13 protein-coding genes, 1 pseudogene and 1 riboswitch are annotated in these 12167 nt (G+C 36.8%); of the genes and pseudogenes, 5 read left to right on the top strand and 9 right to left on the bottom strand.

Going from position 1 to position 12167, the window contains the following annotated elements; translation table 11 throughout:
• Positions 1–134, bottom strand: a riboswitch (FMN riboswitch).
• Between the two features lie 344 nt (positions 135–478).
• Positions 479–1105, top strand: a complete 627-nt coding sequence (locus tag AB5M32_RS08920) for a helix-turn-helix domain-containing protein (protein WP_256736297.1) — start codon at positions 479–481, stop codon at positions 1103–1105.
• 72 nt (positions 1106–1177) lie between these two features.
• Here AB5M32_RS08920 and AB5M32_RS08915 read toward each other — a convergent pair whose 3' ends face one another.
• The 3 genes and pseudogenes from AB5M32_RS08915 to AB5M32_RS08905 form a co-directional block, all read right to left on the bottom strand.
• A complete protein-coding gene (locus AB5M32_RS08915; protein ID WP_256736467.1) occupies positions 1178–1369 on the bottom strand; it encodes a P-loop NTPase fold protein in 192 nt (63 codons plus the stop codon).
• A pseudogene (locus AB5M32_RS08910) lies at positions 1343–1570 on the bottom strand (nucleotidyl transferase AbiEii/AbiGii toxin family protein); the annotation flags it as partial. The gene AB5M32_RS08915 and the pseudogene AB5M32_RS08910, both read right to left, overlap by 27 nt.
• A 12-nt stretch (positions 1571–1582) precedes the next feature.
• The gene (locus AB5M32_RS08905; RefSeq protein ID WP_010737159.1) at positions 1583–2176 is read right to left on the bottom strand and encodes a type IV toxin-antitoxin system AbiEi family antitoxin domain-containing protein; all 594 of its coding nucleotides are present in this window, start codon (positions 2174–2176) and stop codon (positions 1583–1585) included.
• A 379-nt stretch (positions 2177–2555) separates the two neighbouring features.
• Between AB5M32_RS08905 and AB5M32_RS08900 the strand changes: the two genes are divergently transcribed.
• Entirely contained in the window at positions 2556–2723 is a 168-nt protein-coding gene (locus AB5M32_RS08900) for a hypothetical protein (RefSeq protein ID WP_178285691.1), read from the top strand.
• 23 nt (positions 2724–2746) lie between these two features.
• Here AB5M32_RS08900 and metG read toward each other — a convergent pair whose 3' ends face one another.
• Positions 2747–4756, bottom strand: coding sequence for a methionine--tRNA ligase (gene metG / locus AB5M32_RS08895; RefSeq protein WP_010720780.1), 2010 nt, complete (start codon positions 4754–4756; stop codon positions 2747–2749).
• A 432-nt stretch (positions 4757–5188) separates the two neighbouring features.
• On the opposite strand from metG, the gene AB5M32_RS08890 reads away from it, so the two are divergent.
• The gene (locus AB5M32_RS08890) at positions 5189–5467 is read left to right on the top strand and encodes a hypothetical protein (RefSeq protein ID WP_010720781.1); all 279 of its coding nucleotides are present in this window, start codon (positions 5189–5191) and stop codon (positions 5465–5467) included.
• Positions 5468–5569: 102 nt separating this feature from the next.
• Entirely contained in the window at positions 5570–6391 is an 822-nt protein-coding gene (locus AB5M32_RS08885) for an NUDIX hydrolase (RefSeq protein ID WP_010737158.1), read from the top strand.
• Between the two features lie 311 nt (positions 6392–6702).
• Here the strand turns inward: AB5M32_RS08885 and AB5M32_RS08880 are convergent, their stop codons facing one another.
• Genes AB5M32_RS08880 through opp3b form a run of 5 tightly spaced genes read right to left on the bottom strand, consistent with a single transcriptional unit; the run spans position 6703 to position 11722 of the window.
• The gene (locus AB5M32_RS08880) at positions 6703–7710 is read right to left on the bottom strand and encodes an RNA-guided endonuclease TnpB family protein (protein ID WP_053766318.1); all 1008 of its coding nucleotides are present in this window, start codon (positions 7708–7710) and stop codon (positions 6703–6705) included.
• A 13-nt stretch (positions 7711–7723) separates the two neighbouring features.
• Positions 7724–8680 (bottom strand): ABC transporter ATP-binding protein, encoded by a 957-nt coding sequence (locus AB5M32_RS08875; RefSeq protein ID WP_178285690.1) that lies wholly within the window; start codon positions 8678–8680, stop codon positions 7724–7726.
• On the bottom strand, positions 8655–9731 hold the full coding sequence (locus tag AB5M32_RS08870; protein ID WP_010720785.1) for an ABC transporter ATP-binding protein: 1077 nt from the start codon (positions 9729–9731) through the stop codon (positions 8655–8657). The genes AB5M32_RS08875 and AB5M32_RS08870 overlap by 26 nt, the downstream gene beginning before the upstream one ends.
• A 5-nt stretch (positions 9732–9736) precedes the next feature.
• Positions 9737–10780: an ABC transporter permease gene (locus tag AB5M32_RS08865; protein ID WP_010737155.1), complete on the bottom strand. Its 1044-nt coding sequence runs from the start codon at positions 10778–10780 to the stop codon at positions 9737–9739.
• Positions 10781–11722 carry an oligopeptide ABC transporter permease gene (gene opp3b / locus AB5M32_RS08860; RefSeq protein WP_010720787.1) on the bottom strand — a complete coding sequence of 314 codons (942 nt, stop codon included), beginning with the start codon at positions 11720–11722 and terminating at the stop codon, positions 10781–10783.
• An 83-nt stretch (positions 11723–11805) separates the two neighbouring features.
• Between opp3b and AB5M32_RS08855 the strand changes: the two genes are divergently transcribed.
• Positions 11806–12150 (top strand): DUF3899 domain-containing protein, encoded by a 345-nt coding sequence (locus AB5M32_RS08855; protein ID WP_010720788.1) that lies wholly within the window; start codon positions 11806–11808, stop codon positions 12148–12150.
• Positions 12151–12167: the final 17 nt, after the last annotated feature.

Below are 12167 nucleotides of genomic sequence, written 5' to 3'. Positions count from 1 at the left end.
ATTTTTCTTCTCCCATCCAGACTTTAACTGTCGGTGCCAGATTCTCACTGGCTCAACCACAAAAATGTGGGTCACGGACTTCGAGTAAACTCGTCACCGTCGGTCGGGAATTACACCCTGCCCCGAAGAAATATTCAATTCGTTTAGAGTATATTCTTAAAACTTAATTGTGTCAACCTAAAAAATAGAGAGAAAATGGCGTATGGACGTCTTCGTTTATTTAATGCTAATCATATGATTAGAACAAGTATTACATATTTATAAAATAGTCTCCTAAAAATTGATTCATTTTACATAAATATCAGCTTTGTTATTTTCCGTCTTTTGAAATCGTTTACAAAAACTTGGTTATCTCGATTGTATGAAGTCACAATCTGTGACATCATGATAATAGTCATATTCCACAATTTCTGACTAATTGTACCTCTTTTTATGTTTAAATATAATTAAAAAGGAAAAAGAAATATAGGAGGTTTTTATGGAATTTGGAAAACTGTTAAAACAAGAAAGGAAGAAAATGAATTTGACCCAAGCGGATTTGGCTGAACAGTTAAATGTAAGTCGTTCAGCGATTTCAAATTGGGAAATTGGTAGAAATTATCCCGATATTCAAACAATTATTGATATATCTAATGTTTTAGGTGTATCTCTTGATTATCTTTTGAATGAAGATCAAAAAATAATGGAAGCCGTGGATAATGATTTAACAAAGAAAAAAAAGATAAAAAAGATCTCTGTTATTTTGGCTGGATTACTATTAGTGGCTATTGGGACTATCATTTTTCTTTTATATCCAAAAAAACCTACGATAAGTTTTGTTAAGGATGTTCTTCCAAAAAATTCTGAAATTTTCACCTTAAAGAAACATGAAATAAAGGAAGTTTTTCTTGAAGACCATCAATTAAAAATTATTTTACATATCACAGGAAATGAAGCTGGGTATTATGTAGAAAGTGGTGCTGACGAAATGACAGTTAGCCTCTATAAAACAAAAAATAAATCTTTGAAATCAAATAAACTTATCCCATACGATGGAGTGTTTACTATCGATTTAATCGAATACCCTCGCTTAAAAAATATTTCTATCGCTTATTCTCCTAATTAATTTATTATTAATTTCGTCAGTTTAAAATCAAGTTAATAAGTCCTAATTTTGATAAATACTGTCAATAGTCATTCAAAAATGTCGGTGTGTCCAAAACGACATTCTTGAATGACTATCGACAATCTCATCTTTCAACTCCCACAATTTTAAAAATATAAAATTTTTTTCTTCTGCTTGATTGCTTACCCTATTTAAAAATTCAGTTTTTCCAGATCCCCAAGTTCCATTTAAAAAAAATTTGCTATTTCTAAATGTCGTGTCGATATCAATTGTTGTCCTTCTATCGATTCCATATTTTGATCCTAATAAAAAGCCACCTTTCAAAATGAAGTCATTTTTGTACTTTGATTCAGAAATTTGTTCAATTAAACGATCCATCATAAAATGCCGTTGTACTAACTGTGCATTTAGCCCTGTACTCTTTGCTAAATTTCTGGTTTTTGATGCAAATTGTGTCGGTGTCATCTTTCCCCTCCATTAATATAAGCTTTGCATGTGGTATTTCATTTCTTTTTCTACATGTAGTTTTGTCATATAATCTCTTAATTTGCTCGGATCTCTCAATGGATCTTCCATGTACTCTTTTAATGCTGCTAATTTCATTTCGTATTCAATTTCATATCTCGGATTCCAAATATCACAAAGTGTACGCTCTTTATCATACATAGTAATAGGATTCCCTTGGAAGGAAGTTCCCTCTACTTTTCCTAGCTCATAAACTTCTTTCTTCACGAAATGAAATTGTAACTGCTGCTCTTTTGTAATTGAACGATCAACATTGTATCCATGGGGAAAAGTTAAATGAATGAATTTCGGCATATTCGTAGAAAGCTGGTAAATATCTAAAGTCGTTTCATGAGAAAAGATTCCCCTGGAAAATCGTTGCTGAAGCCAAAATAAATCATCTATTCCATGACCATCCTCTACATAATAACCACGATCAACTTTGATCAATTTTCCTTTATTCACCAATCTTTGTACAGTAGTTGCTGCGATTCCAAATTTTCTGGCTTCCTTCATAGATAAATTTCCATCGCGAATAGCCAACAATTCTTTCAATTTATCTTGCATTTACTTACCTCTTCTTTCGTTGCAAATACACTACTTAAATTATATCATGGTAGTTTAATTGTAACAAGATGAACTTTGATGTCGATGAAATTCGCCAACATCTTTTTTATGATGTAAAAGGGTAAAAAAGACACCTGGAATCCTTTAGAATTAATTTGACGAATCAATTCATAGGAGGACTCAAAATGGCTTATACTCAGCTTATCGAAGGACTTTAAATATTCTAAACCTAACTATCTATTTCGAGGTAAATGATTTAACAAAAAAATATAATGGCAAATTTAATTGATTGGCAAAGATACTCTTCAATTCACGCCCGAAGAATATCCGCATTGTCATTTGTCGTCCCCTCTAGGATCATTTGTTAGAAGGAAAATTATTGCGACGATTTATGATTCGTCAGGATAAAACCAACCAAATAAAAAAGACAGAAAGAAGTATTTCTTCTTTCTGTCCAAATTATTCTAAGATTATTCTTTACCAACATCATTTGACTACATTACTTTTTATGATGATTGGCTCACCATTCACGCTTACTGATTATTGACCTAAATCATATGGATGTTCATCTTACCCAATTTCTGAACCATTTGGCATTGATTTTGGCGCTTCGACTACTTGTAACGTGCCATCTGGTGCTTCTGCAGAAAGAATCATCCCTTGACTGATTTGTCCACGCATCTTACGTGGTTTCAAATTCGCTACGATCACTAGTTTTTTGCCGATCAATTCACTTGGATCAGGATAAAATTCAGCGATACCTGATAAAATTTGACGGTCTTGGTTATCTCCCGCATCTAAACGGAATTGCAATAGCTTATCTGCTCCTTCAACTTTTTGACAGTTGATGACTTCAGCTACTTTTAATTCCACTTTTTCAAATACATCAAATTTGATTTGTTTGTCTTTAGTTGAAACAAGCTCAGTTTCTTCGGGGTCCCATTTCACTGATTCTTCATTCGTTTGTGTTCCTTCAGACATTTTCGCTTGGATATAGCTGATTTCTTCTTCCATGTCCAACCGTGGGAAAATTGGTGTACCTTTAGCAACTACTTTTGTTCCAGAAGGAAATTCGCCAAAGTGCAAGCCTTGAAGATTCATCGTTTCTGGGTCTAGTCCTAATTGATTAAAGATTTTAATTGGCGTTTCTGTCATGATCGGTTGCAATAAGATCGCAGTGATCCGTAATGATTCTGCTAGATGGATCATTACACTCGCTAATTCTTTTTTCTTGTCCTCGTCTTTGACTAAAACCCATGGCTCTGTTTCATCGATATATTTATTTGCACGAGAAATCAAGACCCAAATTTCAGCTAATGCCGTATTGAACTCCATTTTTTCCATCGCATCATGATATCGTCCGACGACATTTGCAGCTGTTGTTGATAATTCACTATCAAAAGGCGTCACTAAAGAAGCATAGTCAGGAACGATCCCATCACAATATTTATTGATCATTGCAACGGTACGATTCAATAGGTTTCCAAGATCGTTCGCCAAGTCATAGTTGACCCGAGAAACAAAATCTTCTGGTGTAAATACGCCATCTGAACCAAATGGAACAGCACGAAGTAAATAGTAACGTAACGCATCGAGACCATAACGTTCAACTAGCATCTCTGGATAAACCACGTTTCCTTTTGACTTAGACATTTTTCCGTCTTTCATCAACAACCAACCGTGACCAAAGACTTTTTTCGGTAACGGTAAATCTAATGCCATCAACATGATTGGCCAATAGATCGTATGGAAACGGACAATTTCTTTTCCAACCATATGGACATCTGCCGGCCAATATTTTTGGAATAAGCTATCATCATCAGAGCCGTAACCTAATGCAGTAATATAGTTGGATAACGCATCGATCCAAACATAAACGACATGTTTAGGGTCGTCTTTCACAGGGATTCCCCAACTAAATGTCGTTCTGGAAACAGCAAGATCTTCTAACCCTGGTTTGATAAAGTTATTGATCATTTCTTTCTTACGAGATTCTGGTTGGATAAATTCAGGATGTTCTTGGTAATATTCTAAAAGACGATCAGCATATTTGCTCATACGGAAGAAATAAGATTCTTCTTTGACTAATTCGACTTCATGCCCACTCGGAGCTTTCCCACCGATTACATTTCCTTCTTCGTCTTTATAAACTTCTGCTAATTGTGTTTCAGTGAAAAATTCTTCATCCGAAACAGAATACCAACCTTCATATTCGCCAAGATAAATATCGCCTTGTTCAACTAGACGATCAAAGATTTTTTGAACAGCCGCTTTATGATAATCATCCGTTGTTCGAATGAATTTGTCATAACTGATATCCAGCGTTTTCCAAAGTTTTTTCACATCCGCAGCCATCTTATCGACATAGGCTTGTGGTTCAACACCTAATTCTGCTGCTTTTTTTTCTATTTTTTGACCGTGTTCATCCACCCCAGTTAGATAAAACACATCAAAGCCCATCAATCGCTTATAACGTGCAACTGCATCACAGGCAATCGTTGTATACGAATTACCAATATGCAGTTTGCCACTTGGATAATAGATTGGCGTCGTAATATAAAAAGTTTCCTTTTCTGCCATGGGGCTCTTCCTCCTTTATCGCATGATGCGAATTCATTTCCTTGCTAGTATACCATAAATCAAAAAGACTGCGACGATTTTTTCGCTACCCTCTAACAAATGCCTTTCCTCTTTATTATTTTCCTAGTAAAACATGCTATAATAATTAATAGTGTGTGAGAAGAAACCTAGGAATCAGTAAGTTTCGTTTTTAGTAAGCAGCATGTTTACATGTAGGTTATCTCTCACAATGTCACGGAATCTTGTAGCAGTTCTGTTGTTTTATTTTGACGAAACATAGCTTCGACTTAATAGCTGCTTAATAGGAAGAAAACATCGTTCTCCCTTCTAAATAAACCTTTTTATAACAACCCAAAAGCAAGTGGATCTGAAATAGGCTGTTTATGTTTACGACTAATAGACAGTTCATTGTCCAAGAAAGGCTGAAATTTTATGCAAAAAAAACATCTTTATTTTACAATCAGTATTGCACTGCTTTCAGTGTTACACTGGCTGTTCAGCTATTTTTATATACGATTATATGGTTATTTTAACCTCCAAGGAAGCTTGAATCAGTTTCTTTTATTTACCCAAGTTTTTCGTTTTGTTCTCAATTTTTATATCATTTTTTGTGGGTATGTAACGCTTCGTGAAGAAAATAGAAAACTGTTACTGATCTATTTACTTTTCTTCTTGTTCAATTTACTCCTACCGTTTTTATTCCCTATCTAAGTATAGAAGTCTTTCTCCAAGGAAAACTTTGGTTTTTTTTTGGAGTCTGCTAAAATAAGATAAAAGTATATTTAAACAAGAACGTCATCAGGAGGTTAAAAGATGAAACAATTTGCTTCTAAAGAAGAGGAAAAGTTATATTATGAACATGAAGCAAGTGAAGCTGATTTTCTTGACTGGTATCAAAAGCAAGAACGCCCAGAATATGACAAACCTTCTTTGACTGTTGATATCGTGTTGATGTGTTACAACAAGGAAGAAGACCAGTTAAAAATTTTACTGATCCAAAGAAAAGGGCATCCCTACCGAAATTCATGGGCTTTACCAGGTGGTTTTGTCCAAAAGAATGAATCCACTGGTGAAAGTGTCTTACGTGAAACCAAAGAGGAAACGGGTGTCGTGATTTCTCAGGAAAATATTGAGCAGCTACACACCTTCAGCACACCGAACCGAGACCCTCGAGGCTGGGTCGTGACTGTCAGTTACTTGGCTTTTATTGGTGAAGAACCGTTGATTGCTGGTGACGATGCAGAAGAAGTCCGATGGTTTACCTTGACACGCCAAGGAAACAAAATCCATCTAACGAGTGATGAAGTTGCTATTTCTTTAGATTTACTGACAAGTGAATCTTCTGGCAAAGATACTTTAGCATTTGACCATAGTGAGATCATTACGAAAGCATTTAATCGAGTGACAAATAAAATGGAACATGAACCACAAGTCTTACAAGTATTAGGTAAAGATTTTACGATCACAGAAGCCCGAAAAGTATTTGCCAAATTTTTAGGGATCGATTTTAAAATGATTGATCATTCAAATTTCAAAAAAGCGATGCTGCAATACTTTGATGAAATTGGTGAACGACCAGTAGGAATCGGGCGTCCATCCAAGATTTATCAGTTGAAACCTGGAAACTATGAATAAGATGAAGATTTCAGAAAGCTGAAATACCAAAGATTTTTATTGGATTTTTCTGCAATCAGCAAATACCTGATCAGTCACCCATTAATGACCATCTGATGGATAAATACTTCTCATAAATAAGCCGAAGAATTACACAAAAGCAATGCTTTTGGTATTCTTCGGCTTATTTTAGAGGTTAGCCAGAAAGGTCATTACCTCCTTGTTTGGTTTATCATAATTAGTGAGCTTTTCTTGAGAAGAAAATTCCTAGAAACAAAAACAGCAAGTGTTTTTTATCAACAAGGCGATCCCTAGCGCTCCTACCAGTTCATTTATTCAAAAATCACTTGTTTCCCGATTTTTTCTAGTTCTAGACTTTTTTTACTCACTAAAGGATCGGTTTGTTCATTCATATTGATCAAAATCAACGTTTTATTATACCAGTTTGCTTTATACCTCAGCTTAGTCACTAATTTATACCAATCTTGAAGTGAGAAGTCTGACAAGAAAGTTTCATTAGGGACAGCTTCTACAAACAAATAGTCATAATAACGAATCAATTTGCCAGATAACTGTTCCAAATAATTTTCTTTTTGAAATTTTTGTTTTAAATAAAGATCCATTACTTTACGCTTTTGTTTTTGATAGTTCTTCGATCGTTCCAAACGAGCTTTTCGTTTCTGAGCTGCCCGTCCCTTAATCCCTAATTTTCTCTTAGCCAGCTGCATTTCTTTTTCAGTTTTTTTCAACAATGGTAATGGTACATCAACTGGAGAGGATGTCTCGATTAGTTTTTGCGGATCATAAGCCACACCGATCCAACGACGAGACTCTGTTATTTCTTTCGCTGAAACCTCACAGAGTAAAGAAACATAAAAAGCTTCATTATAACGTGAGGAGATCGTCGCTGAACGAATCTCTCCTTCGATTGGTCGATGGAGGTTTACCTGAATGAGTTCTTTCTGTTTTGGCAGTTTTAGATACTTATCTTTCAAATAAATTGTGCCTTTTTGATTATTTGTTGTATAAGACTGCCACATACTTTTTTTATTTTTCAATTTTGGAAAACTGGCACGTTTTTTAAAATAATTACGAAACGCACGATCTAGATTTAGTTGTGCATTCGCAAGCGCTAAGCTGTCTGCTTTTTTTAAAAAATCATATTGCTTTTTTAAAGAAGCAGGAGTCAGTGTATAATCGATGACACCTGTTTTAGCGTAGCTTTCCTGACGGGCTTTTAGTAAGTGGTTATACGTAAAACGAACACAGCCAAAATTTTGAACAAACCATTGCTTTTGTGAAGCCGTGGGATAAATTCGGAATTTAAAGGCTTTTAGCATCAGCACTTACCTCCTAAGACGTCACAAGTAAGCTCGCTTCTTTTTGTCGTTTCAATTTTTTTGCGTAATAAACCACTTCTTGCTCTGTCGCATAGACAAAATGCTCTGGGGCAATTTCTCTTAATGTCCGTTTTTGCCCATCTTCTGGTTCTGGTTGATACTTGATTCTTTTCCGCTGTCTTTCATGATCGGGATCTGGTAGTGGAATTGCAGATAATAAACTTTCCGTATAAGGATGAACGCCATGATGGTAAATCTCATCACTTGTTCCCATTTCCAATAAACGACCGTTGTGCATAACACCGATCCGATCACTGATATGTTTGACCATGGATAAATCATGAGCAATGAATAAGTACGTTAGTTGTTGTTGTTTTTGCAGATCCTGTAATAAATTGACCACTTGCGCTTGAATCGATACGTCTAAAGCCGAAATCGGCTCATCACAAATAATAAAACGAGGGTTAACTGCTAAAGCACGTGCAATACCGATCCGTTGTCGTTGTCCTCCTGAAAATTCATGAGGGTAACGTGTACCATGGCTTGGATTCAATCCTACCGTTCGAAGAAGCTCATCCACTTTTTCTGAACGTTCTTCAGGAGACTTGACCAATCCATTGACATCGATCCCTTCTGCAATGATGTCACGAACTTTCATTCGGGGATTCAATGATGCATAAGGGTCTTGAAAGATCATCTGAACCTCCCGGCGAAACTTAGCCATTTCTTGTTTTCCTTTTAGCTTGGTGACATCTTTTCCGTCAAAGAAAATCTCGCCATCGGTCGGTTCATTTAAGCGAATGACTGTCCGCCCAGTAGTTGATTTACCACTACCGGATTCACCAACTAAGCCAAAGGTTTCCCCTTCATAAATATGAAAGCTAATATCATTGACTGCGTGAACTTCATTTTTCTTTCCAATATTGAAATATTGTTTTAGACCATTAACCTCTAGCAGTTTTTTTGGCATTCGTCATCCCTCCATTCGCTTTTTGCTTTTCTTCAAAAATCGCCCAACGACGTTTGATTTCTTCAGGTGGCTCTACTTTTGGTGCTTGAGGTGCTAAAAGCCAAGTTGCTGCTTGATGTGTTTTTGATAATTCAAAAAATGGTGGTTCTTCTTCTGCATCAATCTGCAAGGCATATTCATTCCGTGGATAAAAGGCATCGCCTTTAGGTGGGTTCAATAAATCAGGTGGTGAACCCGGGATCGCATAAAGTCGTTCATTCGCACTATCTAAGGTCGGCATCGAACCTAACAAGCCCCAAGTGTAAGGATGTTGCGGATGATAAAAAATTTCTTCCGAGGTACCGACTTCAATGATCTTTCCGCCATACATCACCGCTACCCGATCCGCTACATTTGCTACTACACCTAAGTCATGTGTGATGAAGATAATCGAGGTATCGATTTTCGTTTGGATTTCTTTTAGCAGTTCTAAAATCTGGGCTTGAATCGTAACATCTAATGCAGTTGTTGGTTCATCAGCGATCAAGATCTCCGGGTAACAGATCAACGCAATCGCAATGACGATCCGTTGCCGTTGTCCTCCTGAAAATTGGTGAGGATAACTGTTGATCCGTTTTTCAGCCTCAGGAATCCCGACTAAGTTTAGTAATTCCAATGCTGCTTTTTGTCCTTCTTTTTTCGAAACTTTATTGTGTTTTCGCAAGGATTCAGCCACTTGTTTCCCAATCGTCATCGTAGGATCGAGAGAAGTCATTGGATCTTGGAAAATCATTGCGATTTCTTTCCCACGAATTTTTTGCATGGCTTTTTCTGATTGATCGACAATATTTTTTCCTTTGAATAAAATCTCGCCCGAATCGATCGTAGCATTACTTGATAACAATCTCATGATACTTCTGGTAGTGACTGATTTCCCACTACCAGATTCTCCAACAATTGCTAGAGTCTCGCCTTTGTTTAAATGAAAATTGACACCACGGATCGCTCGGACTTTCCCAGCGTACGTATCAAATGAGATTTGCAAATTTTTAACTTCAAGAACTTTTGTCATATTCCTCACTCTTTCATTTTAGGGTCAAAGGCATCACGTAATCCGTCCGCTAGTAAATTGAAGCCGATCATGATAACAGATAACGTTGCCGCAGGGATCCATAATAGATATGGCAGGTACAAGAAAGTTTTATAGCCATCACTCAGCATTGTTCCCAATGAAGCAGATGGTGGCGTTAGCCCCAAACCAATGAAACTTAAAAAGGCTTCAAAGAAAATTGCCGATGGAATACTAAACATCATTTGAATAATGATTACACTGGAAATGTTCGGTAAAATATGTTTGAAGGCAATTTTCAATTTCGATTCACCTAATGTCATACCAGCTAACACATATTCTTGATCTTTCAGTTTCAGGGTTTGCGCTCGAACGATACGAGCCATCGGAATCCAGTTCGTGATCGCCATTGCTGCCACGATGGAAAAAATACCTGGTTCAAAAACAACCAACATTAAAATCATGACTACCAGATTAGGAATCCCAGATAAGATCTCTAAGAAACGTTGCATTCCGTTGTCGATTCGTCCGCCTAGCAGACCAGAAATCAGCCCATAAGCAACACCGATCGTCACATCTAATAATGCAGCAATAAAAGCGATCAGTAAGGAAATTCGTGTTCCCATGAATAGCCGACTTAATACATCACGTCCTAGACCATCCGTTCCTAAAAAGAAATTCACATTTGCTGGAACATTTGCTTGGGCATATTTATCGACTAACTCACCACCAACCATCGCTTTTCCATTCAATCCATCGATATTTAACCCTGGAATACGTGGGGGTAGATTGATGTAATCAATATTTTGTGCCGTTGGGTTGTGTGGCGAAACAAAGATCGTAACGATCGAGATCAAAATGATCACTGATAGTAAAATCATCGAAACGACTGCGGCTTTGTTTTTCTTTAAACGTCGCCAAGAATCTTGAATGAAATTTAGCGATGGAGCTGCAATTTGTTCTCGTTCTTCTTCAGTGTTTTTTTGTAGCGGAAGAAATTTATCTGCAGGAATATCTGCTATTGTTTCATAACGTTTTGGTATCAGTTCCATCTAGCTTCGACTCCCTTCTGAAACACGGATTCTTGGATCAACTAAACCATACAGCAGGTCAACGACTAAAATCACAAAGATCAACATAAATGAGTAAAGGATCGTTACTGCCATGATCGTTGGGTAATCATTCGTCGTGATCGATTTAACGAATTGCTCACCAATACCGGGGATGGCAAAAATGTTTTCGACTACTAACGAACCAGTCATCAAAGCAACTGCTAACGGTCCTAACAATGTCATTAATGGGATCAAACTATTACGAAGACCATGTTTAAAGGCGATCTCCCAACGGCTTAATCCTTTGGCTCTCGCTAATTCCACGTAATCGCTGTGTAATACTTCGACCATTTCTGTTCGGATAAAACGAGCTGAATCGGCTAAAGGTGACATAGCCAATGCAATGGTTGGAAGGATCGTATAAATGAAGCCGTCCCATTTAGCAATCGGCAGTACATGCAAGCGGATCGCAAAAATATATTGTAATAAGACTGCAAAAACAAAGTTAGGGATCGAGCGACCCAAAATAGCAACCAACGTGGAAGAAGTGTCTGCCCAAGTGTTTTGCTTCATTGCTGAAATCGTTCCTAAGATCGTACCGATCACTGTTCCAAAAATAATCGCTTGTAGTCCTAGTTGTAATGAAGGTCCTACTCTACCAGCTAATAAATGAGCAACAGGCTGATTTTTAAATTGGAACGAGATACCGAAATCTCCTTGAAGTAAATTTGACAAGTAAATACCATATTGGACGATCACAGGTTTATCCAGTCCAACTTGTTGATTCAACATAGCGATCGTTTCAGGACTCAAACGCTCTTGGTTGGTATAAGGTGTTCCTGGTAATAATTGCATTAAGAAGAACGTGATTGTGGCAATCAACCAAAGCGTAATGGCCATAAAGAAGACACGTTTCAATACATATTTTAGATAACTATTCACTAATGTTTCCCCCTAGCTTTTGACTTCTGACAAATGTTTCGCTACATTATTAATGAATGAACCAAAGATAAAGGAGCAAACTGATGAAAAAGAAGTCTCTTCCCTACCTGATTGCTGGTGTCTTGATTCTCCTGATTATTGTAAAAAATAGTTTGAATCATCAACTAACACTCACTCAATTATCAAATGATTTATTTTTATGTGCGATGCCGTTTTTGATTATCGGCGGATTTTTATGGGTTTTTTCCTCGGGTTTCTTTGATCATTTTCAACGATCGATCTATTTAGCCCGAACAAGAAACCGCAAGAAAAAACCAGAATTTTCTTCACTCTCGTCTGCCAGCTATGGTATGTATACCTTTTGGCTGATCATTGCCGGAATCTTGCTTGCTCTTTCTATCGTGCTGGTGATTTTTTCGTTTCTATGATACGTAACCTTTAAAAA

The sequence above is a fragment of the Enterococcus sp. C57 genome (assembly GCF_040887305.1).
GTDB lineage: Bacteria > Bacillota > Bacilli > Lactobacillales > Enterococcaceae > Enterococcus_B > Enterococcus_B hirae.
The sequence above is the reverse complement of the archived record's forward strand: the minus strand, read 5'-3'. Positions and strand labels throughout refer to the sequence as shown.

Bases quoted from the DNA above. Each gene is read 5' to 3' on its own strand.
- AB5M32_RS08870 (WP_010720785.1), bottom strand. From the start codon at position 9,731: ATGACAAAAGTTCTTGAAGTTAAAAATTTGCAAATCTCATTTGATACG.
- metG (WP_010720780.1), bottom strand. From the start codon at position 4,756: ATGGCAGAAAAGGAAACTTTTTATATTACGACGCCAATCTATTATCCA.
- AB5M32_RS08905 (WP_010737159.1), bottom strand. From the start codon at position 2,176: ATGCAAGATAAATTGAAAGAATTGTTGGCTATTCGCGATGGAAATTTA.
- AB5M32_RS08890 (WP_010720781.1), top strand. From the start codon at position 5,189: ATGCAAAAAAAACATCTTTATTTTACAATCAGTATTGCACTGCTTTCA.
- AB5M32_RS08865 (WP_010737155.1), bottom strand. From the start codon at position 10,780: ATGGAACTGATACCAAAACGTTATGAAACAATAGCAGATATTCCTGCA.
- AB5M32_RS08880 (WP_053766318.1), bottom strand. From the start codon at position 7,710: ATGCTAAAAGCCTTTAAATTCCGAATTTATCCCACGGCTTCACAAAAG.
- AB5M32_RS08855 (WP_010720788.1), top strand. From the start codon at position 11,806: ATGAAAAAGAAGTCTCTTCCCTACCTGATTGCTGGTGTCTTGATTCTC.
- AB5M32_RS08885 (WP_010737158.1), top strand. From the start codon at position 5,570: ATGAAACAATTTGCTTCTAAAGAAGAGGAAAAGTTATATTATGAACAT.
- AB5M32_RS08875 (WP_178285690.1), bottom strand. From the start codon at position 8,680: ATGCCAAAAAAACTGCTAGAGGTTAATGGTCTAAAACAATATTTCAAT.
- AB5M32_RS08920 (WP_256736297.1), top strand. From the start codon at position 479: ATGGAATTTGGAAAACTGTTAAAACAAGAAAGGAAGAAAATGAATTTG.